Raw genomic sequence first — 25,830 nt, forward strand, 5'->3', positions numbered from 1 at the left:
CGATAGGACAGATGTGGCCCCTAGCGTGAGGGATGAGTGATGGTACGGAAGCTGGCGGTCTGCGTCGCCGTGTTCCTGAGCGTGGCCCTGGTGGGCAGTGTGGGCTACTACCTCGCGGACACCGTCGAGGCCTCCCGGGTGAAGATCTTCGACGAGTTCGGCCTGCGGCCCCGCGACGGCGCCAACGCCATCGCCGGCACGCTGGGGGCCAGCGACACCAAGACCCGGGCGGTGGGCGTCACCGCGTTCTCCGGCACCCCGGCCCAGCTGCGCCGGGATTCCCGCAAGCTGCTGGAGCAGCTCGGCACGCCCTGGTACGCCGTCCTGGAAGCCGACGGCACCGAGCTGGCCAGCTACCCCCCGTCCCACGACGCCGTCGCGCGGGGCCTGCCGGGCGGCTCGGGACTCCGGATCGCGAATCAGACGGGACGGCTCGCCTTCGGTGAGGTCGTGACGACCCCGAGCGGTGCGAGCGTGCCCGCCTTCCAGCCCTTCACCGCGCCCGGCGGGCTCCGGGTGCTCGTGGCTCCCGTCGCGGTCGAGGAGCTCTCGGCACTGTTCTCCAGCACCCTGAACCTGCCGGGTGTCAGCTCGTACCTGATCGACGGCGCCGGGCGTGTCATCACCTCGACCGGATCGGCCCGGCCGGCCGGCGAGGGGCCGGAGACGGCCCTGCTGTCGGCGCTGCGCAAGCGGAACGAGGGCGTCGTCGGCGACACGTACTTCTCCGCGGCGCCGGTGACCGGTACGGCCTGGCGAGTGGTCATGACGACGTCGAAATCGGCCCTGCTCGCTCCGGTCCAGTCGACCAGCCGCGTCGCCTGGCAGATCTTCGGCGCCTTCAGCCTCGCCATGATCCTGATCCTGCTGATCGGTGCCGCCGCGCTGGTCAGTTCCGCGCGCCTGGCCCGCGCCCGCCTGCACGACGCGCTCACCGGGCTGCCCAACCGGGCGCTGTTCATGGAGCGGGCCGAGACCGCCGTCCTGGACTGGCGGCGCCGGCGGCAGGCCGGGACCGACGGCGCCCTGGCCGCGCTCTTCCTCGACCTCGACGGGTTCAAGCCGGTCAACGACACGTACGGGCACGCCGTCGGCGACGAACTGCTCAAGCAGGTCGCTCTGCGCCTGGTCGACGCGACCCGCCCGGACGACTACGTGGGCCGGTTCGGCGGCGACGAATTCGTGGTCCTGTGCCGCGGTGTGCGCACCGCCGACGACGCGGGTGCCGTCGCCGACCGCATCAGCGCCTACCTGGCCGACCCGTTCGTCATCGGCGACCGCACGATCACCATCGGCGTCTCCATCGGCATCGCCACCCTCGACGACCAGCACCAGGAGGCCGCGGCTCTGCTGCACCACGCGGACCTGGCTCTCTACCGGGCCAAGGGCAACGGCCGGGGACGGGTGGAGCAGTTCACTCCCGACATGGCCGACCAGCACCCCTGACCGGCGTCAACGCCGCCGGGCGGTGACGGGCAGCCGGTGGCAGATGAACTCGGAGACCTGCGACGCGATGGGCGGGTCCAGATTGGCCAGTACGGCCACGACGTGTCCGGAGCCGGGGAAGATGGTCAGTTCGGCGCTCGCACCGGGCGAGCCACCGATGCACCCGAGCGTCCGGATGCCGAAAACCGTGCGGTCGAGGAAGCCGTAGGCGACACACCGGCCGCTCCAGCCGGCGTTCAGCTTCGCCGTGGTCACCAGGTCGGTGTGCCGCGCGTCGAGCAACCGGTGACCGATCAGCGCGGTGCCGAACCGCCACAGATCCTCGACCGTGGTGTAGCCGCCGCCCGCGGGGGATCCCCGGTAGGGCAACATGTCGGTGTCCCGGGCCAGTTGCCCGCTCTCGGCCGTGTATCCGACCGCCAGATCGGCTATCGGCCGGTCGTACGGCAGCGCCCCGCTGCGGGTCATGCCCGCCGGCGCGAACACGTGGTCGTCGACGAAGTCGTCGTAACTCTGTCCGCTGACCTGCTCGATCACGGCGCCGAGCAGGATGAATCCGTAGTTGCTGTAGTCGAACCAGGCGCCCGGCTCGAACAGCGGATCTCGCCGGCCGAACAGCCGCAGGTAGTCGGTGACAGTGCGGATCTGCTCGCGGCGTTCCGCATACTCCGGCTCGAAGATGTCTCCGGTGCCGCCGGTGTGCGTCAGCAGATGATGAACGGTGACCTTGGTGGCCACGTCCCGGTTGGGGTAGTCGGTCAGATACGTGCCCACCGGCGCCGCCGGATCCACCAGACCGGCCTGGATGAGCCGGCCGACCGCCACCGCGGTGAACATCTTGGTGAGCGACGCGTTGCGGAAGCGACCCGACACCGCGTGGGGAATTCCCTGTTCACGATCAGCCAGGCCGTACGCCTCGGCCAGGATCCTCTCCTCGCCCCGGCCGACCAGCACGGCGCCGGCGAACCGGCCCTCGTCGGCCTCGGCCGCGGCGATCGCGCGGAAAGCCCGTACCCAGTCGTCGGTGGCGTCCATTCCGCGACGCTATGCCGACCGGCACCTGCCGACCACCGATTTCGGAGCGCTGTACAACCTTGACGGCGCTGGCTAATGGCGATAGCTTTTGAGGTAACAGCGTTAGCCAAGCCGCGGGAGAACAGCATGACCGAGTACCTGAACATCGCCGGGAACAAGATCGCTTACGACGTGACCGGCGAGGGGCCACTGGTGGTCCTCGCGCACGGCATGGGCGACAGTCGCCACTCGTACCGGTTCGTCGCCCCGGCCCTGGTCGCTGCCGGGTACCGGGTCGCCAACCTGGACATCCGGGGCAGCGGGGACTCCAGCCCCGGATGGGACGGCTACAGCCGTACCGACATCGCCGGTGACCTGGTCGCGCTCGTGCGTCACCTCGGTGGCCCGGCCGTGATCATCGGCCAGTCGATCAGCGGCGGCGCCGCGACGATCGCCGCGGCCACGGCGCCGGAGCTGATCGCCGGGGTCATCGAGCTGGCGCCGTTCACCCGTACGCAGACGGTCTCGCTGGGCGGGCTGATGCGGGTGAAGCGCTACCGGACCGGATCCATCCAGCTCGGCATGACCATGGTCCTGGGCAGCCTGTCGGCCTGGAAGAAGTACCTCGACCTGGCGTACCCCACCAAGCCCGCCGACTGGGCCGGTGAGCTGGCGCGGATCGAGACCACGATGAACGAGCCCGGCCGCATGAAGGCCCTGCAGGCCATGTGCAAGACCAGCCCGGCTGATGCCGGCGCGCGGCTGCCCGACGTCCGGTGCCCGGTCCTGATCGTCATGGGCAGCCTCGACCCCGACTGGGCCGACCCCCGCGCCGAGGGCGACAAGATCATCGCCGACCTGCCGGCCGGGCTCGGGCAGCTGGCCGTGATCGAGGGCGCCGGCCACTACCCGCACGCCCAGACCCCGGACGAGGTCGTCGCGCTGTCGCTGCCGTTCCTCGCCCGGACGCTGACCAATGCCTAGGGCCGGACTCGACCGGACCACGGTCACCGCGGCCGGCGCCGCCCTGGTCGACGAGGTCGGCTTCAGCGGGCTCAGCATGGGTCTGCTGGCCGAACGGCTCGGCGTCCGGACGCCCTCGCTCTACAAGCACGTCGCCAGCCAGGCCGATCTGGCCCACGGGATCGCCGTGCTGTCCATGAACGAGCTCGCGGACACCATCCGCGACGCCACGCAGGGGCGATCCGGCCGCGAAGCCCTCGTCGCCGGGGCCCAGGCGATGCGCTCGTGGGTGCTGGCCCACCCCGGCCGGTACGCGGCGGGCAACGTCGCCGCCGTCAGGGGGCCGGACGACCCGTTCATCCCGGCCGTGCAGCGGGTCCTCGCCTCGTGGACCGCCATGCTGCACGGGTACCACTTGGACCCCGACCAGGAGATCCACGCCCTGCGGATGCTGCGCAGCATGCTGCACGGATTCGCGACCCTGGAAGCCGCCGGCAGCTTCCAGATCGCCGCTGATGTCGATGTCAGCTTCACCTGGATGCTCAACTTCATCGACCAGGGACTCAGGGTGCACCAGGCCGAGGCCCCGCACCGCACGGGCGGCCGTTGATCAGAATCTCCGCGGCCGAGCTCGCCGAGGAGCGCGGCTTGCTGTTGCGGGCCACCTCAAGAGCGCCGGTGACGTCCGGGTGCTCCGGACCGCGGCCCGACCGCGCTGATCATCGCCGAGACGAACCGGTGGCCGCCGCGGCGACGGCCGTCCCTTCGAGCTCGACCATGAGGGTCGGCATCGCCAGCCGGGTCACGCCGAGCAGCGTGGTGGCCGGAGCGGCCCCGGTGGCGCCCAGTCTCGAAGCCAGCACGCCGTAGTGCTCGAAGAGCCGATCGACGTCGGTGGTGTAGACGGTGAGCCGGACGAGATCCGCCAAGGACATACCCGCCCCGGCCAGCACTGCCTCCAGGTTGTCGAGGCTCAGGGCGAGTTGCGCCGCCAGGTCACCGTCGTGCTGAGGCTTGCCGTCGCTGCTCATCGCGGCCTGCCCGGCGCAGTACAGGGTCCGGGTGGGCCCGGTGACCAGCTCGGCCTGGTTGTAGCCCAGCTCCGCCGACCACCTCCACGGGTTGACCGCCGATCGTTGCATTGTCATCACAGCTCCCTTCGTCGAGAGGGAGCCTCGCAGCCGATATACGACACCCTGTGTCGTGTATTGCTGCCATAGTTTGCCGATGCGAGCCGACCGGCTGGTCTCCCTGGTGCTGCTGCTGCGCCGGCACGGCCGGCTGTCCGCGGCCGCGCTGGCCCGCGAGCTGGAGGTGTCCAGCCGCACCGTGCTGCGCGACATCGAGGCGCTGTCCGCGGCCGGCGTCCCGGTCTACGCCGAACGCGGCCGGCACGGCGGTTTCGCGCTGCTGCCCGGCTTCCGCACCGAGCTGACCGGACTCAACCACGACGAGGCGCTCGCTCTGCTGGTCGCCGGCTCGCGGCGCGGCGCGCAGGTCTTCGGTCTGGGGTCGGCGCTCGCCTCGGCCATGCTCAAGGTGGTCGACGCGCTGCCCGAAAAGTACCGGGACATCGCGTCCGACGCGGTGGGCCGGCTGCTCATCGACCCGCAGACCGATCTGCTGTCGCGCCGGCTGGTCGCCGAGGAGATTCCCGACAGCATCGCGGCAGCGGTCCGGCGCGCGGTCTTCGCCGGCCACCGGCTGCGCATCCGCTATGCGGCTACGGGCCACAGCCCGCGGTGGCGCACGGTGGATCCGATCGGGCTGGTGACCGTACGGGAGCAGGCCTACCTGCTGGCCACCAGAGCCGGCGCGGATCGCACCTACCGGCTGTCCCGCGTCCTGGCGGCCGAGGAGCTCGCCGAACCCGCCGACCGACCGGAACGGGTCGATCTGGACCGGGCCTGGCAGGAACGCAGCACGCGGTTCCGCGCCGGCGAGGACACCGTCACCGCGACGGTACGGGTGCACTCGGCGCGGCGCGAGGAGCTGGTGGGCACCGCGGTCGCCGTGCGAGCGGAGCAAGCCGACGCGGACGGCTGGCTACGACTGGAGGTCACCTTCCAGGACCGCCGGCACGCCGAATGGGCACTGTGGCAGCTCGCCACGACCGCCGAGGCCCTGGCTCCGGCATGGTTGCGCGCCGCACTGCACGACCGTGCCACCGCGATCGCGACCTGCTACGCAGCGTCCGCCGAGAGCTGAGGGAGCGACAAGCCCGGCGGTCAGCGGCGGGGCGGTGTGCCGGGCGACGCGTACGCGGGTGCCGCAGGCCGGCCCGCACCACTGCTGGTTGGTGCGGTCGCGCAGGAAGAACTGGCCACAGCCGGGCGCGTCGCAGAAGCCGAGCCGCTCCACCTCGGCCGAGCCGGCGCCCTGATCACCGGCCTGGCCACAGCACCGTTCAACCTCGCGGTCATCGCCGGTGCCGCCCTCGGCGCCCGCCTGGGGCCACGCGCCGCCATGGTCGGCGGCCTGGTGGCGGTCGCGGCCGGCGCGCTGGGCCAGCTCCGGACCGGGTCCTACGTGGCAACCATGCTGCCTGCCTTCGCCGTGATGGGCGTCGGCCTGGGGGTCGCGTCCGTGGCCTCGACCGGGCTCGGGACCGAAGGGCCGGCTCCCGATGAGCGCGGGCCGGCCTCCGGACTGCTCAACGCCGCCGCCCAGCCACACACCCTCTACAGCATCCTAGGAACCTAGCTGTATCGGGCGGGTCGCTTGCGAGGCCGGTCTGATCAGATCGGGAAGCGGCCCTTGCGCCAGCGCCAGTGGCCACCCGCCTTCAGGTGGTCGACGATCGCGCGCTGGAGGGTCGTGCTGCGGGGTAGCTGGTCGAGCGGCGTGGTCAGCGTACGGAACACGAACCGCAACGCCTCCTCGTCGGCGTCCAGGCCTTCCGGCTCCTCGTACGGCTCCAGCTCGAACCGCCGCTGGAACCGCACGATGTTGGAGTCCTCGGGCAGATACTCCAGCAGCTGCGGGTCGAGCAGCCACGAACCGCACGAGAACTCCGTGTACCGCTCCTCGCGGAAGTGCCGCGGGAAGAAGGCCCGGGCCTGATCGAGCGACGCCGCCACCGCCTCCGGGGTCAGCGGTCCCGACTCGGGGATGTGCAGGCCGATGGCTGTGTCGCCGCGCTGGTGTTGCAGCCGGCCCAGCTCGTACAGGCCGCCGCGCGCGTGCAACGTCAGCCAGCTCTGCATGACCGGCCAGCCCTCGCCGCGCATCCGCCGGTCGACGGCGAGGTTGCGGCCCAGGTCCGCGAGGGTCACCCACGACACGGCATCGGCGATGCCGTGCTCACGGTGGTACGCCATGACGACGTCCACCAGGGCCAGATACGCGTACACGTAAAGGTGCCGCCAGGCCGGTCCCCGGTCGCGCGGCAGCACCGGGCCGGGCGGCAGCCAGTCGAAGCCCCCGAGGTCCGCGCGCACCAGGGCGGTCGAGCGGTCGAGCAGCCAGCGCAGCTCGGGCGTCCATAGAGGAGAGCCCGGGTCGGGCCAGCCGGCCATGATCTCCGCGGCGTCGTCCGGGCGCACTGCCAGCCGCTCGAGCGTCCCCGGCGCGTCGGCCTTGGCCGGCAGCGGAGCCGACGGCCGGTCACCGGCGAGCCGCTGCACGCGCTCCACGTCCTCGACGGGCACTCCGAGCCGTGAGGCGGTGTCTTGCAGATCCACAAGCCCGACCCTACCGGCCGATTCGTCACCCCGGCCCATGACGCAGGCCCGACAGCGGCCGGCGACCGCGGTCAGGCTGCCGGAGATGTCGCGGCTGCTGCCGGAGGCGTCGGAGATGTTGCGGGCCATCTCCGAGGTGGTCGCCGTCTGCTCCTCGACCGCCGAGGCGGTGGTAAGCCCTTGCCCATCTCGCCGGCCCGGGCCGCTTCGATGGTGGCGTTCAGTGCCGGCAAGTTGGTCTGCTCGGCGATCGCGGTGATCAGCTTGATGACGTTGTCGATTCCGGCGGACGAGGTGCGGAGCTCCTTGACGGTCCGGGTGGCCTCGCTCGCCACGTCGACGGCCTCGGCGCCGGCCCGGCTGGCGTCGGCGGCGTTCGAGGCGACCTCCCGGATCGAGCTGGGCGCGCCGGAGGTCAGCAGATGGTGCCGGCCGGCTTGGTGACGAACCACGTCGAAGCCGCCCGGGCGGCCGGCATCCGGACGGACCGGGTGGTGTGGCTGACGCTGATCATCGCCGGCACCCTGGCCGCCCTCGCCGGCCTGCTGATCAGCGGACGGCTCGCCTCGGTCACGGCGGCGCAGGGCGACGGGGCGATCTTCCAGGTCTTCGCCGCGGCCGTCATCGGCGGCGTCAGCCTCAACGGCGGCAAGGGAACCGTCTTCGGCGCCTTCACCGGCGTGCTGCTGCTCTTCATGATCATCAACGTGCTGACGCTGGCCGGCGTGCCGGCCCAGTGGACCAACTTCCTCAAGGGTGCGGTCATCCTGGTCGCGCTGGTCGTCTCCCGGATCACCGGCGGCAAGGCCCAGACCTGACCGCGGCGCTACAGCTGCTGCCGCGGCGCGGCGGCCAATACCGTACGCAGCCAGGACTCGGACGTGTTCACGTGGATGAGCGCGCTCGCCTGGGCCAGCAGCTGGTCCCGGTCACGCAGGGCCAGATAGATCGCCTCGTGCTCGTTGAGCGTGACGTGCGCGGAGCCACCCTCGATCAGTCCCCGCCACACCCGCGCCCGCAGCGTCTGCCCGGAGAGCCCTGACCTCCAGCAGGGTGTCGTCGCGGAGCAGCTCGACGGCGACCCCCAGCCCCTCCAGCAGCAGCCGCGGCGCCAGGCTCGTCACGTAGGTGCCGTCGCCGCGGCGCACGTCGAGCACGGGGGCCGCCTCCAGCACCTTGACGGCCTCCCGGACGCCGCTGCGGGACAGGCCCATCTCCTGCGACAACTGCTGCTCGGTGGGCAGCCGGGCGCCCGGAGGCAACTTTCCCGACTGGATCAGCCCACGGATCCGCGTGATGGCCTCGTCGGTCAGCGCCACCGGATCCTCCCGCAAGCCATGAGGCGATCATCGTATCCGCGCGCGCGGCCGTCCCGCGGTCGTACGGCTGTCAGCTGCCGTCCGGCTGGGCCCAGGGGTCGCTCGCCGGGATGCTGCCGGTGTGGGGTGGCAGGTCGCGCTGTGGTGTGCTTCCGCTGGGAGTGTCGTGGCCGAAATGCGGTGGGGGCGTCACGACCAGCACGTACCGGTTGCGCTGGACGGTCTCGAAGAAGCGGTTGGACGGCGGCAGGGCGAGCAGCACCAGGGCCGCCAGCGCGGCCAGGACCGTGAGCGCGTCGAGCAGGCCGGCGCTGATGCCGTACGCGGCCGGCATGAGCCGTGCGACCGTGCCCTCGCCCGCGGATCCGGACGGGGCGTGGATGGGGTCCGACAGGTTGCCGAGCCCGCCGCAGACCAGGAAGATCCCGCCGAGCACGTACGTGGTCACCCGGGCGTTCTTGCGTCCGTCGCCGTTGAGCACGGCCAGCAGGGCGGCCCCGCCGACGAAGAAGATGTCGAGCGTCGCGCCGACGATGCTCCGGAATCCGGATCCCGTGTCACCGGTGTACGCGTCGCGATAGACGCTCAGGTCCGTGTTGACGAAGACCAGCTCGAGGACGGCGGACAGCAGGGAGAGCCCCGCGACACCGAACAACAGCGCGGACGCGAACCGCACAGTGGTCGGTGACCGCGGGGGTACTGGTGGTGCCAGACGCATGCGAGACAAGGTAGTCCCTCGGGGCCCGGCGCGGCGCGCTCCGGCCGATGGTGCAGCGCCGGAAGGGCTCGGAGGGCACGATGACGGCCCTGGATGTCGGCACTCTCAGTGGGCGGTGGGCCGATAGACCAGTTCCAGGGTGTGATCCCGGCGTTCTCCCGGAACGTGGTGGCTCCGAAAACCATCCGCTGGTCGGTGCCGAACAGGGCGGCCCGGTGAGCGAGCAGCTCAGGGCCCTGCTTGCTCCAGTAGCCACCCCAGTCCGCGCCCTCGGCGTACGAGCCGTAGCCGTCGAGGGTGGAGAACACATCCCAGGTGTAGACAGCAGTCATGTCAGTTCCTCCTTGATCGGTGGTCTCACCCCCTCCACGAACACGCCGGCACCGATCCGGCAGGACGCGCGGTACCAATTCTCGATGGATCAGGCAGGCGGGGTTCCGGCCGTTCTGAGCGTTCGCGCCAATGCCACCGCGACCTCGTAACAGGCCGGCGCGTCGCCCTGCAGAAGGTCGCGGAAGCGTTCCGCGGACAACACGTCAACGGTGGCCGCACCGCGCGCCCGGGCCGAGACGGTACGCGGTAACCGGTCCAGCGCGGCGGACTCACCGACGAGTTCGCCCGGCCGCTTCTCGCCGATCCGGTCGCCGTCGCCCGCGGGTGCGCCCCGATGCAGGGTGACAGCGCCGTCCCGGACCAGGAAGACCTCGACCGCATCGCTGCCCTCGTCGTACAGTCGCTCGCCGTCGGCGAGATGCCGCCGGTCGCCGGCCGCCTCGAAGGCCGCCGCGACCCGGCTGTTCGTGTCATTCATGGAAACTCCTCCAGATTGAGAACAACGGAACTACAGAATGCTCTCCGTGCCGTCGTGGGAATAGCGGTAGCGCCGGCGGAAGCGGTAAGCGCAAGAGCACAGATACCCGACCCAGGCGGCGGCCAGGAGCGCAAGCACGGCTCCGCCGGCTGTCGTCGCGATCACCCAGCCCTCCGGCAGGCCCGGCGCCGTGTGCAGTCGCAGGTGTCCGGCCACCCCGAACCCGCCGGCCAGCAGGTAGAAGACCACTGAGATGGCGATGCGGTTGAGTTTGTCGACATCGCATCCGCCGCGCCGGATCGCCCCCCACTGCTCCCACGTGAGGACGGTGGCGGACCCGACCGCCAGCTCATCGGTGTCTCCGGTGGCGGCGGCGCTGTTGATGAAGTTCTCCGTGCAGTTGACGAACAGCCCGGCACGCAGCAGCCGCAGCAGTTCGCCGGTGTAGACGGTCATGGTGAGAAAACAGACGAGAGGAACGCCGAGCAGCAACAGCAGACCGGCGAGGACCGGTGCGGAGTCCCACAACTCCGCAGCAGACGACACGAGCAGGCCGACCGTCGCCGAGCCGAACGTGAGCACCGAGACCTGATTGGCCAGCGTTCCCTGGATCTCGCCGCGGATGGCGTCGTACTCGTGCATGACGATGTCGATGCGGCCGGCGCCGGGCGGCACCGTGAGGCCACCGCGGGCCGGGGGCATGCCGGTGTGCGGGTGCCTGGGCCCACGTCCCGGTCCGACGGTGTGGATGGCGTCGGACACCAAGGCGGGAAGGTCGCAGTTGGTGGCGGCGAGTGTGGTGCTGTGCGGGTGCCGGGCCGCCATAGCTCCTCCTCGAGGTGGTGACGGGCTGCTGAGTGCAGGTGACGGGTGGATGACATCCATCGTCGGGTCCGGGCCGGGCGGCGGCGTCAGGGTGCCCACCCTGAACTTTGCCGACGGGCCGTAAATCTCAGGGTGCGGACCCTGACGCCGGGGGCAGACACCGGTCGCACGCTGGATCCGACATCGTCAGTCGGAGGTAATCCCATGTTGACAACACCCGAGGTCATGGTCGACCGAGCCGAGGCCCTCTTCGTCTCCGCGGTGCCGACCGGGTCGCCGGTCACCGCCGCACAGCTGGACACCGCGATCGCCGACAGCCTGCGCGCCCGCGGTGGCGTGGCGGGCTGCGTCGCCGAGATGGCGTCGGCGTACGGCGAGAATCCGGCCTTCGCAGCCCGGCGTATGCGCTGGGCCCTCGGTGTTCTCCGCCGGTCGGCCACCGAAGCCGTCGGCCGGGCCCGGGAGGCGGCATGAACATCCGGGTCCTGGTGGCCGACGATCATCCGTTGGTCCGGGCCGGAATCAGTGCTCTGCTGGCCGCGCAGCCCGGCATCGTGGTGGCGGCCGAGGTGGTGGCCGGCGAGGACATCGTCAAGGCGGCCGCCGTGCATCTGCCCGACGTCGTGGTGATGGCGGTCAGAATGCCGGACCGTGACGGCCTCGACGTGATCGGCAAGGTCGTGGCGGACAGCGGCCGGTACGCCCCCGAGCGGCCCGTCCGGGTCCTCGCCATGACCGACGAGTGCCGCCCGCGGGACGCGTACGCGGTCCTGCGCGCCGGCGCCACCGGGATGCTGCTCAAAGCCCGCCCGCCGGAGGCGCTGGTCGGTGCCGTCCGCGCGGTGGCGCTCGCGGGAACCTGGCTGGACCCGGCCATGGTGCGCGACATGCTGGTCGAGCTGGCGAGCCAGCCGATCACCGGGGAGACCGCGTGGGCCGTGGTGCGGCGGCTGACCGCCCGGGAACGAGAGGTACTCGTACTGCTGGCTCACGGCCTCGGCAACACGGAGATAGCCAACCGGCTGTTCCTCAGCGAGGCCACGGTTCGCACGCACGTGGGGCGAATACTGATGAAGTTGGACTGCCGGGACCGGACCAAGGCGGTTGTCGTCGCGTACCGCTCCGGGTTGGTCCGCATTCCGGCGTGAGCTTTGCCCGCCGCCACGTCAGGTGGGGAGAAATTCCCTGAGTCCGTCACGACCGCTGACGCCGAGCTTGCGATAGGTCGCCGCAAGATGGGACTCAACCGTTTTGACGCTGACGTACAGCTCCTCCGCGATCCGCCGGTTGGTGTGGCCCAACGCGGCCCGTTCCGCGACGGTTCGCTGGCTCTCCGTCAGCGCCTCTATGCCGCTGACCTTGGTTCGTCGAACTCGGCCACCGGCCGAACGCAGGTCGGCCAGTACCCTGTCCCGCAGCCGGACCATGCCGAGGCGGTCGGTCAGGTCGAGCGCTGCCGCGAGATGGACACGGGCCTCGACCAGCCGGCCGGCCCGCCGCAACGCGCCGCCGTAGCCGGCGAGCACCCTGGCCAGGACGGGCAGGCGCGGGGTGCCCGCACAGATCTGCACCGCCTCGGCCAGCAGGGCCACGGCTTCCGCCGGCTTCGGCGCGAAAGTGGCGCGGCGCCGGAGCGCGATCGCCAGCCGGAACGGCGGCCCATGCCGGCGGCGGACGGCGAGCTCGCGCTCGGCCTCGGCGAGAGCCGCGGCCTTGTCGCCGAGCAGGCTGTATGCGTGGCTCGCGACCAGGTGCGGCTCGGACTGGATCTCCGGCTCGCGCACCGGGCCGTCCGGTGCCCGGGCGTAGCCGGCCGCCGCCAGGACCGACAGTGCGGCAGCCGGCCGGCCGGACAAAAGCTCGCCCAGCGCCGTGAGCGTCCCGCGGTCGAGCGGCCGGCGCAGCAGGAGCTGCCCGGCCGTGGTGTAGTCGCCCCGCTCGAGCGCGATGCAGGCCCTGGCATAGTTGCCGACGTTCGTGTAGATGGTGAATCCGTACCGGTGCGCGAAGTCGTCCGCGCCGGCCAGCTGCGCCGACGCGTCCTCGAACCGCCCTCGGCGCACGGCGTTCAGGATGGTCCGGTGGTTCCACTCGGCCTGCAGGTCCGGCGCCACGCCCCGGAGCCGGACGACGTCGGGCTGGAGGCGGCGGAGGACCTCGTCGGCCTCGGTCATCGCCTCGCAGGCGGCCAGATAGGCGGCCGCTTCGAGGGCGGCGAACACCTCCCGGTACGTCAGCGGCCGATCACCGGGCAGGTGTTGCACGGAGCGCCGGAGGTGCCCGACGAACTCGTGCGCCGAGTCGGACTGGGCGGCCCGGCGGTACAGCGCCGCGCAGATCAGCAGGTGCCGCTCCTCCCCGGAACGGGTCGGCAGCCGCCCGACGTCGACGTCGACGAGGCGGGGCGGGGGCGCCGGAATCAGTCCGGTCGCGGCGTGGACCAGCAGGACTGCGCGCAGGCGGATCTCGTCCGGTGTGTCGCCGTACGGCTCGGCGGCCAGCGCACTGCGGTGCAACTCGATCACCGCGTCGCGATCGTCGAGCTCGTACAACACCTCCAGCAGGTCCCACATGGCCGCTATCGAGGTGCTACGCGGGCCGGACCCGACGACATCGCTCAGGTGCGCGCGAGCCTGATGGATCGCCCCGTTCGCACGCTCCGCGCGGGCCAGCGCGAGGAGCAACTCCGGGCGCAGGCCGGGCGGCGGCGGCTCCGCGAGCGCGCGGACCAGCAGCTGGTGAGCCACCACGGCCGAACCGGTCGCGAGATCCTTGCGAGCCTCGGCGAGCAGCAGCTCGCAGACTTCCTTCGATCTCGCCGGGGGCGCCGCGATCAGGTGCTGGACGACCTGGTGGGCCGGTGCGCCGTCGGCTCGCAACACAGTGGCCGCCCGCGCATGGAGGGCACCCATGACGCCCGGCTCGGCGATCTGTTCCACCGCGGCCCGGATCAGCGGATGGGGGAAGGCCAGCGGGTCGCAGCGAGTGAGCACAGCCGCCGCCGTCAAGCGGCTCGCCTCGCGGCCGGCCCGGTCGGCGGTCAGGCCGGCGACGGCCGCCGCGTGTCTCAGTGGGGCGTCGTCGCCGAGCGCCGCAGCGGCCTGCGCCAGCCGCGCCGCCTCCTCGTCCAGTTCGCCGAGCCGAGCGCGCAGGGTACGGGCCATCGCGTCCGTACCCGTGTGCCCCACCTTGTCCGCCGTCGCGGCGTCCGGGGAATGACCCTCGGCCAGCAGCGGCCGGATGATCTCCCGCAGATAGAAGACGTTGCCGGCGCTCAGGCCGGCGCAGACCTCGACGAACACCTCGTCCGGTTCCTGCCGGAAGGTGTGGCGGAGGACCGCGCGAACACCCTGCTTGGTCAACGGGGCCGGCCGCAGCACCGTCGCGGACTCCCCCGTGCCGAGCCTCGCCAGCAATGGTTGGACGGCCGGGTTCTCGGCCGGGCGAGCCGCTACGACCACCATGATGTGCTCATCACTCAGATCGGTCGCAACGTCGGCGATCACCCGTAACGAGTCGGCGTCCGCCCAGTGAGCGTCGTCCACGGCGACGAGCAGCGGACCGTCGTCGGCCAGCGCGCCGAGCAGGGCCTCACAGCCGTAGTCCACACCGGGTACGAGCGTCGCACCGGGGATGAACAGAGGCTGCGCGAACGCACTCGGACCGGTGAGCGCCGCGGGGCCACCCCGCCGCTCGACCGCCGGCCCGAGCAGCCGGCGCAGCAGGTTGTAGGGGGCGGTGGCGGCCAGGTGGTTCGCCCGCGTCCCGAGGACGTTGATCCCGCCGGCCGCCGCGAGCTCGCGGGACGCTTCGACAAGGGCTGTCTTGCCCTGCCCCGCGACGGCCTCGATGACCACGACGCACCCGCGCGCGGCCCGGATCCGATCCACGGCCTGCCCGATGACGGCCAGCTCCCGCTCGCGTTCGACCAGGGAGTCGAGGCGGATGACATTCACGGCCTTCACGGTATGCCGTCTCGCCACGGATCGATCCTGTGCCGTTCGCAGGTACGTACGCATGCTGACAAAATTGGTCGGGTCAGGTTGCGGCGACCGGCTTGACGGCGTCCGCATCCTTCGCAATCGTCGGCGAAGCCGGCTGTTGACGGGTGCGCACGCCATGGAGGTCTCATTGACCGAGAAGAATGCTCCTGATCGGGTGAGCATTTCCCTCCGGCTCACCCCGAACCAGGTTCAAGCGCTGCCTGAGGGCGCACGGAACGCGCTCGATCACCTCATTCGAGAGTTGCGCGCCGCCGGGTCCGTCGTTCCGGAGAGCAGACCACTTTCTGACATCGCCGACGAGATCGACGAGCTCGCCGCATCGGCCGGCGAGTCGGGACTGACCGCATCGCTGCCCGGCGGCGATCTGCGCGCGGCGCTCAGCCGGCGAGCGGCGGAAGTACGACGACAGGACTGGTTGCCGCTCGTGGGCCCCGATTACGGAACGTGCCCCTGGATCATGGCACCGGCCCCCTACGTCGTCATCGACGGCGACCTCATCGTCCTGCCGGTCCAGCCGTGAGTCGATATTCGCCGGCCGGGAACCGTCCGTTCCCGCCCTGGCGATCGGTGGCCCGGACATGAAGGAATCCCGGTACAACATCTGGGTCGACGACGGCCCGGTCCAGCACGTCTACAACGCCCTGTCGGGCGCCACCGTCCGCGTTCCGACGGCGCAGCGAACACCTGTCAGCGAGTTCCTCGCCGGCGACGACCGGGCCGAGGTGGACGCCGGCCTTCTGCATTCCCTCGTGGTCGGCCGCATGGTGATCACCGACGACACGGACGAGATCGAGGTGCTCCGTGAGCGTTACCGGCGGACCCGGCGCAACGTCGACGCGTTCCATCTGACCATCGTGACCAGCCTCGGGTGCAATTTTGCCTGCCCCTACTGTTTCGAGGCCAAGCATCCGTCCCTGATGGACGACGCCGTGCAGGACCGGCTGCTGCGCATCGTGGAGACGAAGCTGGCGACGGTCCGCCGTCTGTCTGTGCTCTGGTACGGCGGCGAGCCGTTGATCGGGAAGGCCGCGTTGCTGCGGATGTCGGATGCGTTCCGCACCCGGGCGGAGACCGCCGGCGTGGACTACACCGCATCGATCTTGACGAACGGCTACCTGCTCACCGCCGGGGTGGCGACGGAGCTCCGCGACCACGGTGTGCACTCCGCGCAGGTCACCATGGACGGCCCAGGAGAGACTCACGACCGCCGGCGGCCGTTGGCCGGTGGTCGCGGGACTTTCCGGACGATCATGGCGAACCTGGTGGCGGTGGCGGACATCATCCCCCTGTCGATACGGGTCAATCTGGATGCGGACAACGCCGGCGACTATCCAGCACTGCTGCAGGCGATGGCGAACGCCGGCCTGGCCGGGCGGGTGACCGTGTACCCCGCCGCGGTCGTGACCCCGGCGGCCGACTCCACGGCGCCGAGCGCCACCTACCACGCTCAGTGCCTCAGCCGATCGGCGTTCGCCGACGTCGAGCGCGAGTTCTTCGCGGCCGCCGCCGCCCTCGGGTTCGCGATGCCGGGTCTGCCCCGGCCGACCGGCGCCCCGTGCACCGCGGTCCGCGATCATGAACTGGTCGTGGGCTCCCGCGGAGAGCTCTACAAGTGCACGGAGACGGTCGGCAACCCGTCCGAGGTCATCGGCAACCTCCTGACCTGGCCACGCGCCAACGATCGGGTACTGCGGTGGCTGACGTACGAGCCGTTCGACGATGACGAATGCCGCCGGTGTCCGGCGTTACCGGTGTGCATGGGGGGCTGTGCGTACCACGCCATGGACCCGCGACTGCATGATTCCCGCTGCTCGACGTTCCGGTTCACGCACGAGCAGCAGGTGTCCGACTACGTACGTCGCCACGCGCTCCGGTCCGCGGTCCGACCCGGAGCATAGGCCGGAGGCGGCGCCCAGCCCTCATCCCCGCCCGGTCAGGGCTGCGGCCCGCGCCACCTCTGCTCGTCCGGGTCGAGCACGCGGGTGCCGCGGACCGGGTCACGCCGCGCCCGAAGGCTACTGATCTGCGCCCACGGCGCTCCGTCGTCCGCGGCCGAGACGCTTGTGGCCTCGAACGGCTCGTCGTGCGAAACAGCGGACGCCTCGACGCGGTAGTAGAGCCGGCCGGCCACGCCGAGCACGGACCACACCTCGGCGGGCGGCGCCAGCGTCGTCAGCGTCGAGTCCAGGACCGGCGACTCCCACCAGGTGTCACCGGCCCGGCGGCCGGCGTCCGCCCATGCGGCCGGGTCGGTGGCCAATTGCAGGCGCCAGGAGCGCAGTGGAGGATTCATCCGCGCCGTGAACACCGGCGGGGAGCCGTCCCGATCAATGACGGCGGGCCCGGTGACGGTCACGGCGGGAAGGGGCGGCCGGCGGGCCACGGATCTTTCCGTGTCGTCCAGGATCACCAGCCGGGGCGCGGCGGCGCCGTCGATGGCGGTGACCGCGACATCGGTCCAGCTGTCGGGGCTGGACGAGAACCAGGCCCGATAGCTGAGCTCCTCGGCCGACCGCAGTGTGGCCCAGACCGCCTCGGGAAGCCGGTACGGGTTCATCGCCAGCAACGGCCCGTCCTGCCAGCTCGCGTAGTACCCGTCGGCAGCGGTGTGTGACCCGGCGTCGAGCAGTCCGGGATCCGCGGCCACTTCGACGGCGTAGTAGATACTCGCCGATCCGGCGCCCGGCTCGATGTCGAACGCCGGGGCGGCCTCGCCACGTCCTCTGAACGCCGGCCCTGTGATGGACGGCGGTTCCGCCGCCGAGGTCCGGGCACGCGACGGGTCCCGGACTGTCGCGCAGTCGAGGTCCACCCGTGACAACGTGCCCGTGTCGTCACCGTGCGGCACCGGGATGGAAGCCACGTCCTGCGCGTACTGCCAGGCCACTGTGAAGTCGCAGCCGGACTCGGCGACCGGGGGTGTCCGGAAACGGTCGCCGTCCGGGCCCGGATCACTGTTGTACCTGTTGATATTGAACACCCAGAACACCAGGTCAGGGTGCGAAGCTCGCAGTTGCGCCGCGGTCTGCCGGTAACTGCAATAGACGCCCGGCCGGTAGGGACGCGCCCGCACTCCGTCGAACCAGGCGGCGCAGTAGGCCAGGAGCTCGGCCGGCAGCAGCCCGCCGAGCTCGACGTCGAGGAATATGACACTGTCCGTCCCGATGCCGGCCTGGTCGGCCAGGCCCACGGCGGTGGCCGCGTCGAGACTGCCCTGGGCGGCGGTCAGCACGTGCGAGCCGGGGCCGCCGGCGGCCTGCTGGCCCACGAACAGCGGCGCCAGGCCCCAGCCCATGTCGCGCAGCACGGCCGCCTTACCCATCCATCCGGTGTACTTCTGCGACGGCGCCGGAGCCAGATAGAAGCCGGTCCAGGCCAGGTTGGTGTGTGCGTACAGGTCTCGCATCACGTCGTCGCCCGGGTAGGTGAGCCGGTCGAGGCCGGCGTGCGTGATCGCGGCATCCCGGGTCGCCCTGACGGTGGCGTCCTGCAGCGTGCTGCCGGCGATCTCGGTGACCTGGACGTCCGTCCACGCCTCGGCACTCGTGCTGAACCAGGCTCTGTAGCAGAGCCGGTCGGCGTCGCGCAGCCGCCGCCATACGGTGTCCGGCAGCCGGTAAGGGCTTTCCGCGCGCAGCGGTGAGTCCTGCCAGGACGCGTAGAAACCCGGGTCCGCCGTATGGTCGCCGTCGTCGAGCAACTCGGCGCGCACGGCCACCTCGACGGCGTAGTACCGGGTCACCCCCGCGCCCGGGTCGATGTCGAAGTCGGGCGGCGGGCCCGCCCGGTCCAGCGTGGCCGGCGCGACGATGGACGGCCGCCCGGGCGCCGGGGTGACACCACCGGCCGCCGCGTGTGCGTGCCGGACCGCCTCGTACGCGTCCACCAGGCCGTGCCCGAAATGCGGACTCGCCCCGGCGGTCCCACCGGGCGGCCGTGCCGTCTGCTGCAGGATGGTCCGTACCTGCTGGACGGTCAGCGCCGGGTTGGCCGACAGCATCAGCCCTACAACACCGGCCACCAGCGGAGCCGCGGCCGAGGTGCCGCCGAAGGAGTTCGTGTAGCCGTCGGCGACGCCCTCCGCGCCGTCGTTGTAGCCGGCCGGCCCGGACCGGTCCGTGGTGATGATCGCCGGGTCACCGGACGACGCGTCTCCGCTGCTCGGCGCAGCCACGCAGATCGCGGTCCCGTAGTCGCTGTACCATGCCCGCGCCAGGGAACGGGTCACGGCGGCGATCGCCATGACGTCCGGATTGGCCGCGTACCCGTCCAGGTCCACCGACTCGTCGCCGTTGCCGGCCGCCCACAGGATCGCGATGCCCTTGCCGTCGCGGCCCTGGGTCACGCAGTGCCGGATGGCCGCAGCCGTCGCCGGCGGCAGGGGATCGCGCTGCCCGCCGCCGTCAGCCGGTCCCCAGCTGCAGCTGATCACGTCCGCGTTGGTGGCGGCCCAGTAGAACATCTCCGCCTCCTGGGCATCGCCCAGCACGTCCGGGAAGCGCGCCGGCACCAAAGTGCACATCGGGGCCGCGCCGGCGGCGTGCACGCCACCGGCAACGGCTACCCCCGCGCAGGCGGTGCCGTGGTTGTCGGCCGCGCCGCGCGGGGTCGCGTCGAGGCTGCCGTCGGCGAAGTCGCGTTGGGCACCGACCCGTCCCGCGAACTCCGGATGTGCCACGTCGACGCCGTCGTCGAGGATCGCGATCCGGATCCCCGGCGCTCCCCGGGTGAGGCTCCACGCCTCGGTCACCCGGGCCGTGGCGAGATGCCACTGCCCGTCGATCAGATCGGTCACCGCGCCGGCCCGCTCCACGGTGCCCGCGCCGCGCCGCCGATGTCGCCGGCTGACCAGGTCAGGCTGAGCCCACTCGACGAGGCCCGCGGCCCGCAACGCCTCGGCCAGCTCGAAAGCGCCCAGTCCTTGCCTGCCCGGCGCGGCTTCCAGGCGGTATCCGTTCGGGGCGTAACCGAGCGGATCGAGCACCCGCCCGCCGAGCCGGGTCACCTCCTCGACGACGACTTCCCGGGTGAGCTCGGAGCGGAACAGGGCGAGCACGGTCCGGGTCGGGTAGACCTGGTCACCGTCGGACGTGTGCCGGCGCAACACCGGGGCGGCGAGCCGCACCGCCCGCTCCCGATTGAGGAGGTCCACGACTTCGGCGATGTCGTCACCGCCGGCGGAGTAGACCCGGATGCCGTAGCTCGGCACCTGGGCGAGCGGGGCACGATGCCGGCGCAACAGCGCCTGCGCCTCGGGCGAGAGCACGATGCGTCCGGCCGCGAACGACACGCTGTACAGGTCGGGATCGCGGATCAGCGTGACGGCCGCTTCGTCGCCGGGCCGGTAACGCAGAAAGATGGGCTGTGTCATGGGAGCTCCTGGGAAGGCAGACCGGTCTGCGACCAGTCGAGCGGGATGATCTGTCCGGTCGTGGCCAGGTCCCAGCGCCGCCAGCCGCCGGTCTGGACGGTGGCGTCCGGCCGGACGATTCCGACCTGGTATTCCACGACCCGTTCACGCAGGTAGGCGGTGAGCGGCAGGATGAACGAGGCCACGCCGCAGCCCGGATCACCCTGCAACGCCACCTCCTGGGCCGCGTCGGAGCCGGCCAGCCGGGCCCGCACCGTGACTCCGGCCAGCCCGTGCGCCGCGTGGTCGATCTGGTCGACGAACACCACGTTGGTCCGGACGTCCTCGACGAAGCTGCGGATCTCGGTGAGTGCGGCCGGACCCGCGGGTGGCACCAGATACACCGGCCATCCGGCGCTCACCTCCGGCGGCAGGTCGACCCGGGCCGATTCGCCAGGGGTCAACGTGCGCCCCACCGGCAGGTCGAGCAGCCGCGGCTCCCCCGTGTCGACCCGTAACGCCGCCACGGCGACCGGCCGCTCGATCCGGTTGACCAGGGTGGCAGCCGGACCGTCCAGCGTGACCTCGACCGGACCGGCGCCGGGCGGACCGGTCAGTTCGGTGAGCGCCAGGAGCAGCTGGCTGCTCATCGAGCCGCCGTCCGGGAAGGTCCACCGGACCCCACCCGCGAGCCCCGACCTGTTCAACATGTCGCGCAGCAGGAGCGCGTGCGGTAGATCGCCGGAGACCGACACCGCGAAGCCGCCCGGCTGGGGAAGGGCCGTGATGGCCACCCCCGGCACCCCCATGAGGGTCCAGGCCGTCGACACCGTCGCCTCGAGGTCGCCCGGCGGCACCAGGACGGGGTCGGGTGCGTACCCGGCCAGTCGCCGGCGCAGGGCGGCCAGGGCCGCTTCCGTCACGTCCGGCGCGAGGGCGGCCTGGATCACCACCTGGTCACGGCTCTCGTCGGCGCCGTCCAGCAGCGCGTACAGCAGCAACGCCGGGTGGTAGCCACCGCCCGGGCTACCGGCCGGGAGCCGGCTCACGACGTACCGGGCCGGCAGCACCACGAACCGGCCGGGCTGCTGCAGCGAGCGGAACACGCGGTACGCCGGATCGGCCAGCTCGGGGAGTTCCTCGTACTGCCGCCAGCTGGTCTGCCCGAGCCGCAGGGCGTCGACGCAGCCCACCGGCACCGGCCCCATGGGCCCCTCCTCGACGTAGCACGGGCCGAAGTCACGGCAAGGGAACAGCACATCGATGCTCTGTGACCGCACATACGTACCTCGCACCCAGCGGGGTCCTGGCTCGTCCTCGATGGGCCGCAGCTTCGCGTTCACCCCGGTTGCCACGGGGCCCGGCTTGACCGCGCCCCGCACGCTGCCGAATCGCAGGGTCAGACCGGGCGCACGGAAGGTGGCGGCGGTCAGATCGAACGAGGTCTGCGGCACGTCGCCGAGCACCGCCGGCAGCTCGGCGGTCTTGTGACCCCATACGATCTTCACCGGCTGGCGCGTCCACCCCTGGTATTGCCAGGTCACCCGCACCCTGGCCGGTTCCGTCTGGAAACCGGGCGCTGACAGCGCGCCGTAGGCGAGCCGTGACCACGGTCCGAGCAGCGAAACGGTGGCCACGGCGACATCGCCGCTCCAGTTGACGGCGGCGGGGAACCGTTGCCGCTGCGGCTGCCCGGCCTCGTCGCGGAACGGCAGGTCGAGCTCGACGGTCAGCTCGCCGGTGGTTAGTGCCACGGCGGTCCGGCCGCCGGCCGCGGCGGCCTCCGGACCGAGCGCCGGACGCAGCCGTACCTCGATCCGGGCGACCAGGTTGGGTTCGCCGCTGGTGAGCGTGCCCTCGCGCCGGAACGAGAACACGACGTCGCGGGCCGGATCCGGCGGGACGACGGCGAAGCTGGGTGCGTACCACTGCGGGCCGGCGCCGTCACGGGCCGGGAAGACCCAGGCCGTCTCGTCGACGACCATCGGCAGCCGGCCGAGCGCAGCGTCGACCGGCTGTTCGACCTTCTGGTCACCGAGGTGGCCCACCCACAGACCGGGCCCGGCCGGGCGCAGCCGGGCGGCGCTCGGCGCGAACAGCGACCCCGGAGTCATCAGTGCCCGGCCGGGCAGCTCGATCACCTGTGACCCGGCCCGGCCATCGACGTCCCGATCGGCCCGCGTCCCGGCCACCCGCCGCGGTCGCGGCCCGTCCTCAGGCCGCCACAGCACGAAATGCTCGAAGCGTTCGCGGTCCCAGCCGGCCAGCGCCGCGGGTAGCACGTCACCCAGCCGGTCCTCGATCGTCACGGTCTCCAGCTTCGACGGCAGACCGACGGTCACCGCCAGGTCGAGCCACGCGACGGTGGACGGTGGTGGTCCCAGCTTGCCGTCCGGACCGAGCAACATGCCGCGGCAGGCGGCCGCGAAGGACCGGTACGCGGAATCAGCCGCGGCCGGCGGGTCACACGTCAAAGCGCCGCCGCGCAACGCGTCGCGGTACACGTCCCGCAGCGCCGGCCGCAGGTCGATCGCGGTGCCCAGGCGCGCCGCGACCGCATGCACGTCCGCCCATTTTCCGGCCAGCCGGGCCCGCGCGCTCGCCGGCTGCGCCCGGTAGGTGGCCGAGGAACGCAGCACCGGCCCGCCGTCCACACCGTCCAGCGCGGCCACGACGGCGAGCGCCGCATCCCGCTCCAGCAGCGCCGACAGGGCCACCCGGGCGGCCTCCCCGCCGCCCGTGCCGGCAGCCAGCACGGCGCCACGGGCGTCCAGCAGTGCCACGTCCCAGGACGTGACGAACAGCGGGCGGGCCGCCGGCACCCGGAAGTCGAGCGTGAGATCGAGCGCCGCCCGGCACACCAGGGCCGACACGTCGGTCTCGTCCGGCCCGGGCAGCCGGTCCAGCGCCATGGTCAGAGACAGGACCGGCCCGTCCGCTGCACCGAGCACCCGGTGCCGGCCCGGCAGCAGCCAGGCCGGCCCGCCGTCCCCGGCCGGTGCTGCGAGCAGCCGGTGCGGCGGCTCGGGCGAGACTCGTCCGGTCCAGCTTGTACCCGCGCGCGGTCCGGTCTCCGACATCACGACCTCCTCCTTCAGCAGCGCGATCAGGCGGGCGTCCGGGCCGTCCAGCCGGCGAGCGCCGGCAGCTCCGGCTCGTAGGGCTCAGGGTCGGCGACCCTCTCGCGGGCGTCGGTGCTCGCCGCGCGGACACCGTTGCCGACGTGGAAGCCCTGCGGCTGCGGCAGGTCATCAGCCGTCAGCCGAACACCCACCGGAGGTCTCCCGGGTGAGCCGTTCGTCGTGGCGGGAAGCTGCTCACCGGTCGCGGGCCGGGAGTCCGGCGCCAGACGCTTGGTCGTGACCGCTTCCTCGCTGGTCGGCACGGTCACCATCAGGGGCCCGTTGCCGGCCGTCTCCTGCCAGGCTCCCCACCACTCCATGCCCTTGGTGAACAGGCCACCGCGCACGATGACGTGCACGCGGTACCGGTAGCGGGGCAGAAAGTCCTTCTGTCCCGTGAAGATCGTCCAGTACCGGTCCTTCTCCTGGTCGGTGGCCGCCCAGCGGAACCTGGTGACCGGCCGCTCCAGTCCCTCGTCGGTGCGGCCGAGCGCCTGGAACTCCACCTCCACGGTCTGCGCCGGTCCGTCGAGCAGCACGCCGAGCGCGATCGGTCCCACGTCGAGCTTGCCCACCGAGTCGGCCCGCACCTCGAGGTTCAGGCTGTTGGTGGCCGTGCCGTTCGGCTCGGGATCGAGCTCGATCAGGTTCTTCTCGACAAAGCACCGGACGTACGGGTTCTCGGTCTCGCTCGGCGGTTCGGTGAACGAGATGGTCCGCTTCACGTAGCTGACGTCAGGCGTCCAGCCGGCGGGAGCGCCGGTGACGTCGGCGGCGTTCTTCTTGGCGAACGCGGGACGCCAGGTGGTCTGCGGGCCGGTGTCGGTGCTCTGGAAGACGTGCGCGGTCCACTGCAGCTCACCGGTGGCGGCGGGATAGCCGATCTGACAGCCGGCCCAGGCGACCGGGTCGCCCACCCACTGGCGCGCCCGGTCCGGCCAACTCGCCACCGCCATCACAGTGTGAGTGATCTTGCGGTCCCAGTCGTCCAGGTAGAGCGTCGAGAAGTACTTCTTCTCGGCGTCCGGGTCCTTCTTGATCTGGTTGTAGAAGCCCTCGAGCGAGCTGCTGATCACGGCCGGCTGGTTGTACTTCTCCTGCCGCGTCTCGTCATAGGTCAGGTCCAGCTTGGTCTCGTCCCGGCGGTAGTTGAGCGAGAAGCCGGCCGACCCACCGCTGAACATCGACGCGAACAGCCCTCCGTCCGGGGTGCCCGCCGGCTTCACCTCGGGCGGAGCCGGGTCGAAAATGCGCGCCTTGGCTTCCTCGGTGAACTTGTCGACGATCCGGTCGATGCGCTTGTCGACGGCCTCCTTCATCTTGTCGGCCGCCGGCGTCGTCCCGTCGATCTCCACCTCGACCGTGATGCCGCCGCCGATCCGCAGATTGTTGAACGCCTGCTTGATCTCAGCTCCGAACCAGAACACCTTGCCGCCCGCGGCAGTCGAGAAATGTTCGAAGATGCGGTCCCAGTTCCCGCGGATTCTGATCCGGAGGTTCTCGCTCCAGACCGGGAAGGTCAGCGCCTGGCTCACCACGATCGGGCTGTAGGTGCCGTGAAAGCCCGACCACAGCAGCGCCGTGGGCAGGCTGCCGCAGAGCGCGCTGAACGCGTGCTCCTGGGTCGGGGTGATCCCGCTCGCGCCCTCGCCCTCGATCCGCATGTACCAGGCGCCGAGCCCGGTCGGTGCGGCGTCCCGGTCGGCGCGCACGGATCGCGGTTCACGAACCAGGCGGGGCCGTAGCCGGGCCGGCATCGTGGATCGCGGCGCTGCCCCACCCGGGCCGGCGGCGGTGCTGCTCGGTTCAGCCGTCCCGGTCACCCCGCCGCTGGGCGGCTGAGCGGCCGGCACGGTGCCGTCGAGACGCGGGCTGAGGCTCGACATGCACGCCCGGCTCGACGAGATGGGCATCGGCGCGAACTCCGGCCGGGCCGGGGTACGCCAGCCCCAGTAGCGTCGCTCGTCAGCGCGCAGGCGCTCGAGCAGCTGCTCGTGTGAGGCCTGGAGGACGTCCAGCGGCGGCGCCATGGTGACGGTGAGTGCGAGCACGCCGCCCGCGACTTCCTCGGTGCCGGGCACACCGACGGTCGTGTCGGCGCTCCGCACGCCGACGAAGTGGGTCAGGTGGAACTTGTAGTCGCCGGTGTCGCCCTGCCGGGCGATCCGGACCGCGTTCGGCATCCAGTAGTAGACCGGCGCCTTGCCCTCCCGCTGCAACTCGTCGTTGTGCGCGTCGGGGAGATACAGAGTCTCGTACCGCTGCCCGTCAGCGGTACTGGTGATCGTCTCGAAGCCTCCGGGCCAGATCGGTCCTTTCAGAGCCACCATGGTCGACGTCCTTCGTGAGAGGCGAGTCGGCGCCAGGCGGCGCCTTGCTCCCACGGTGCCGATTTCGGCTCGTCACGTCGTCTGTCATGTGTGGTGTCCCCGGTGTACGTCATCCGGCCGACGGCCGTACGCGGATCGGCGCACACTGCCGACCGATCGGTGGGGGGGGGGGGGGGGGGGGGGGGGGGGAGGACGAGGACGCAGCAGAGCCAAGAAGAAAAGAAGGAAGAAGAGGGGAGGGTGCG

22 protein-coding genes and 1 pseudogene are annotated in these 25,830 nt (G+C 71.6%); 9 read left to right on the top strand and 14 right to left on the bottom strand.

Going from position 1 to position 25,830, the window contains the following annotated elements:
- The first annotated feature begins 39 nt into the window (after window positions 1-39).
- Entirely contained in the window at window positions 40-1,446 is a 1,407-nt protein-coding gene (locus ACZ6S4_RS15945; protein ID WP_465475643.1) for a diguanylate cyclase domain-containing protein, read from the top strand.
- Window positions 1,447-1,452: 6 nt separating this feature from the next.
- Here ACZ6S4_RS15945 and ACZ6S4_RS15950 read toward each other — a convergent pair whose 3' ends face one another.
- Window positions 1,453-2,481 (bottom strand): serine hydrolase domain-containing protein, encoded by a 1,029-nt coding sequence (locus tag ACZ6S4_RS15950; protein WP_465475644.1) that lies wholly within the window; start codon window positions 2,479-2,481, stop codon window positions 1,453-1,455.
- 126 nt (window positions 2,482-2,607) lie between these two features.
- On the opposite strand from ACZ6S4_RS15950, the gene ACZ6S4_RS15955 reads away from it, so the two are divergent.
- Both ACZ6S4_RS15955 and ACZ6S4_RS15960 read left to right on the top strand, forming a co-directional pair.
- The gene (locus tag ACZ6S4_RS15955; protein WP_465475645.1) at window positions 2,608-3,444 is read left to right on the top strand and encodes an alpha/beta fold hydrolase; all 837 of its coding nucleotides are present in this window, start codon (window positions 2,608-2,610) and stop codon (window positions 3,442-3,444) included.
- Window positions 3,437-4,033 (top strand): TetR/AcrR family transcriptional regulator, encoded by a 597-nt coding sequence (locus ACZ6S4_RS15960; RefSeq protein WP_465475646.1) that lies wholly within the window; start codon window positions 3,437-3,439, stop codon window positions 4,031-4,033. Before ACZ6S4_RS15955 ends, ACZ6S4_RS15960 begins: the two co-directional genes overlap by 8 nt.
- Window positions 4,034-4,142: 109 nt before the next feature.
- Here ACZ6S4_RS15960 and ACZ6S4_RS15965 read toward each other — a convergent pair whose 3' ends face one another.
- The gene (locus ACZ6S4_RS15965) at window positions 4,143-4,571 is read right to left on the bottom strand and encodes a RidA family protein (RefSeq protein ID WP_465475647.1); all 429 of its coding nucleotides are present in this window, start codon (window positions 4,569-4,571) and stop codon (window positions 4,143-4,145) included.
- A 79-nt stretch (window positions 4,572-4,650) separates the two neighbouring features.
- Here ACZ6S4_RS15965 and ACZ6S4_RS15970 point away from each other — a divergent pair, with 79 nt between their 5' ends.
- Complete coding sequence (locus ACZ6S4_RS15970; RefSeq protein WP_465475648.1) at window positions 4,651-5,631, top strand: helix-turn-helix transcriptional regulator; 981 nt, start codon at window positions 4,651-4,653, stop codon at window positions 5,629-5,631.
- Window positions 5,632-5,715: 84 nt separating this feature from the next.
- Here the strand turns inward: ACZ6S4_RS15970 and ACZ6S4_RS15975 are convergent.
- The 3 genes and pseudogenes from ACZ6S4_RS15975 to ACZ6S4_RS15985 form a co-directional block, all read right to left on the bottom strand.
- Window positions 5,716-6,099: pseudogene (locus ACZ6S4_RS15975) on the bottom strand (hypothetical protein); the annotation flags it as partial.
- A 62-nt stretch (window positions 6,100-6,161) separates the two neighbouring features.
- Complete coding sequence (locus ACZ6S4_RS15980; protein ID WP_465475649.1) at window positions 6,162-7,106, bottom strand: acyltransferase domain-containing protein; 945 nt, start codon at window positions 7,104-7,106, stop codon at window positions 6,162-6,164.
- Window positions 7,107-7,177: 71 nt separating this feature from the next.
- On the bottom strand, window positions 7,178-7,558 hold the full coding sequence (locus tag ACZ6S4_RS15985; protein WP_465475650.1) for a methyl-accepting chemotaxis protein: 381 nt from the start codon (window positions 7,556-7,558) through the stop codon (window positions 7,178-7,180).
- Between ACZ6S4_RS15985 and ACZ6S4_RS15990 the strand changes: the two genes are divergently transcribed.
- Window positions 7,547-7,924, top strand: coding sequence for an ABC transporter permease (locus ACZ6S4_RS15990; protein ID WP_465475651.1), 378 nt, complete (start codon window positions 7,547-7,549; stop codon window positions 7,922-7,924). The genes ACZ6S4_RS15985 and ACZ6S4_RS15990 overlap by 12 nt on opposite strands.
- Window positions 7,925-7,932: 8 nt before the next feature.
- Here ACZ6S4_RS15990 and ACZ6S4_RS15995 read toward each other — a convergent pair whose 3' ends face one another.
- From ACZ6S4_RS15995 to ACZ6S4_RS16015, 5 genes are all read right to left on the bottom strand, one after another.
- The gene (locus ACZ6S4_RS15995) at window positions 7,933-8,115 is read right to left on the bottom strand and encodes a hypothetical protein (protein WP_465475761.1); all 183 of its coding nucleotides are present in this window, start codon (window positions 8,113-8,115) and stop codon (window positions 7,933-7,935) included.
- The gene (locus ACZ6S4_RS16000) at window positions 8,036-8,425 is read right to left on the bottom strand and encodes a FadR/GntR family transcriptional regulator (RefSeq protein WP_465475755.1); all 390 of its coding nucleotides are present in this window, start codon (window positions 8,423-8,425) and stop codon (window positions 8,036-8,038) included. The genes ACZ6S4_RS15995 and ACZ6S4_RS16000 overlap by 80 nt, the downstream gene beginning before the upstream one ends.
- Window positions 8,426-8,495: 70 nt before the next feature.
- Entirely contained in the window at window positions 8,496-9,143 is a 648-nt protein-coding gene (locus ACZ6S4_RS16005; protein WP_465475652.1) for a hypothetical protein, read from the bottom strand.
- 421 nt (window positions 9,144-9,564) lie between these two features.
- On the bottom strand, window positions 9,565-9,954 hold the full coding sequence (locus ACZ6S4_RS16010) for a Crp/Fnr family transcriptional regulator (RefSeq protein WP_465475653.1): 390 nt from the start codon (window positions 9,952-9,954) through the stop codon (window positions 9,565-9,567).
- Window positions 9,955-9,984: 30 nt separating this feature from the next.
- Entirely contained in the window at window positions 9,985-10,629 is a 645-nt protein-coding gene (locus tag ACZ6S4_RS16015; RefSeq protein WP_465475654.1) for a hypothetical protein, read from the bottom strand.
- Between the two features lie 354 nt (window positions 10,630-10,983).
- Between ACZ6S4_RS16015 and ACZ6S4_RS16020 the strand changes: the two genes are divergently transcribed.
- Window positions 10,984-11,253, top strand: coding sequence for a hypothetical protein (locus ACZ6S4_RS16020; protein WP_465475655.1), 270 nt, complete (start codon window positions 10,984-10,986; stop codon window positions 11,251-11,253).
- On the top strand, window positions 11,250-11,927 hold the full coding sequence (locus tag ACZ6S4_RS16025; RefSeq protein WP_465475656.1) for a response regulator transcription factor: 678 nt from the start codon (window positions 11,250-11,252) through the stop codon (window positions 11,925-11,927). Before ACZ6S4_RS16020 ends, ACZ6S4_RS16025 begins: the two co-directional genes overlap by 4 nt.
- 18 nt (window positions 11,928-11,945) lie before the next feature.
- On the opposite strand, the gene ACZ6S4_RS16030 is transcribed toward ACZ6S4_RS16025, so the two are convergent.
- Window positions 11,946-14,735: an AAA family ATPase gene (locus ACZ6S4_RS16030; protein WP_465475657.1), complete on the bottom strand. Its 2,790-nt coding sequence runs from the start codon at window positions 14,733-14,735 to the stop codon at window positions 11,946-11,948.
- Between the two features lie 61 nt (window positions 14,736-14,796).
- Between ACZ6S4_RS16030 and ACZ6S4_RS16035 the strand changes: the two genes are divergently transcribed.
- A complete protein-coding gene (locus ACZ6S4_RS16035) occupies window positions 14,797-15,303 on the top strand; it encodes a hypothetical protein (protein ID WP_465475658.1) in 507 nt (168 codons plus the stop codon).
- A 58-nt stretch (window positions 15,304-15,361) separates the two neighbouring features.
- A complete protein-coding gene (locus tag ACZ6S4_RS16040; protein ID WP_465475659.1) occupies window positions 15,362-16,681 on the top strand; it encodes an SPASM domain-containing protein in 1,320 nt (439 codons plus the stop codon).
- Window positions 16,682-16,716: 35 nt separating this feature from the next.
- Here ACZ6S4_RS16040 and ACZ6S4_RS16045 read toward each other — a convergent pair whose 3' ends face one another.
- The 3 genes from ACZ6S4_RS16045 to ACZ6S4_RS16055 are packed head-to-tail and all read right to left on the bottom strand — an operon-like array spanning window position 16,717 to window position 25,585.
- Window positions 16,717-20,154, bottom strand: coding sequence for a S8 family serine peptidase (locus tag ACZ6S4_RS16045; protein ID WP_465475660.1), 3,438 nt, complete (start codon window positions 20,152-20,154; stop codon window positions 16,717-16,719).
- Window positions 20,151-23,213 carry a hypothetical protein gene (locus ACZ6S4_RS16050; protein ID WP_465475661.1) on the bottom strand — a complete coding sequence of 1,021 codons (3,063 nt, stop codon included), beginning with the start codon at window positions 23,211-23,213 and terminating at the stop codon, window positions 20,151-20,153. Before ACZ6S4_RS16050 ends, ACZ6S4_RS16045 begins: the two co-directional genes overlap by 4 nt.
- Window positions 23,214-23,239: 26 nt before the next feature.
- Window positions 23,240-25,585 (bottom strand): hypothetical protein, encoded by a 2,346-nt coding sequence (locus tag ACZ6S4_RS16055; protein WP_465475662.1) that lies wholly within the window; start codon window positions 25,583-25,585, stop codon window positions 23,240-23,242.
- Window positions 25,586-25,830: the final 245 nt, after the last annotated feature.

This window comes from Actinoplanes sp. NPDC051405 (assembly GCF_055586185.1).

What these genes read in the sequence shown, in the direction of transcription:
- ACZ6S4_RS15965 (WP_465475647.1), bottom strand. Translation starts at nt 4,571, where the DNA reads ATGACAATGCAACGATCGGCGGTCAACCCGTGGAGGTGGTCGGCGGAG.
- ACZ6S4_RS16020 (WP_465475655.1), top strand. Translation starts at nt 10,984, where the DNA reads ATGTTGACAACACCCGAGGTCATGGTCGACCGAGCCGAGGCCCTCTTC.
- ACZ6S4_RS16035 (WP_465475658.1), top strand. Translation starts at nt 14,797, where the DNA reads ATGCTGACAAAATTGGTCGGGTCAGGTTGCGGCGACCGGCTTGACGGC.
- ACZ6S4_RS16025 (WP_465475656.1), top strand. Translation starts at nt 11,250, where the DNA reads ATGAACATCCGGGTCCTGGTGGCCGACGATCATCCGTTGGTCCGGGCC.
- ACZ6S4_RS15970 (WP_465475648.1), top strand. Translation starts at nt 4,651, where the DNA reads ATGCGAGCCGACCGGCTGGTCTCCCTGGTGCTGCTGCTGCGCCGGCAC.
- ACZ6S4_RS15955 (WP_465475645.1), top strand. Translation starts at nt 2,608, where the DNA reads ATGACCGAGTACCTGAACATCGCCGGGAACAAGATCGCTTACGACGTG.
- ACZ6S4_RS16055 (WP_465475662.1), bottom strand. Translation starts at nt 25,585, where the DNA reads ATGGTGGCTCTGAAAGGACCGATCTGGCCCGGAGGCTTCGAGACGATC.
- ACZ6S4_RS16045 (WP_465475660.1), bottom strand. Translation starts at nt 20,154, where the DNA reads ATGACACAGCCCATCTTTCTGCGTTACCGGCCCGGCGACGAAGCGGCC.
- ACZ6S4_RS15945 (WP_465475643.1), top strand. Translation starts at nt 40, where the DNA reads ATGGTACGGAAGCTGGCGGTCTGCGTCGCCGTGTTCCTGAGCGTGGCC.
- ACZ6S4_RS15950 (WP_465475644.1), bottom strand. Translation starts at nt 2,481, where the DNA reads ATGGACGCCACCGACGACTGGGTACGGGCTTTCCGCGCGATCGCCGCG.
- ACZ6S4_RS16005 (WP_465475652.1), bottom strand. Translation starts at nt 9,143, where the DNA reads ATGCGTCTGGCACCACCAGTACCCCCGCGGTCACCGACCACTGTGCGG.
- ACZ6S4_RS16040 (WP_465475659.1), top strand. Translation starts at nt 15,362, where the DNA reads ATGAAGGAATCCCGGTACAACATCTGGGTCGACGACGGCCCGGTCCAG.
- ACZ6S4_RS15960 (WP_465475646.1), top strand. Translation starts at nt 3,437, where the DNA reads ATGCCTAGGGCCGGACTCGACCGGACCACGGTCACCGCGGCCGGCGCC.
- ACZ6S4_RS16050 (WP_465475661.1), bottom strand. Translation starts at nt 23,213, where the DNA reads ATGTCGGAGACCGGACCGCGCGCGGGTACAAGCTGGACCGGACGAGTC.
- ACZ6S4_RS16010 (WP_465475653.1), bottom strand. Translation starts at nt 9,954, where the DNA reads ATGAATGACACGAACAGCCGGGTCGCGGCGGCCTTCGAGGCGGCCGGC.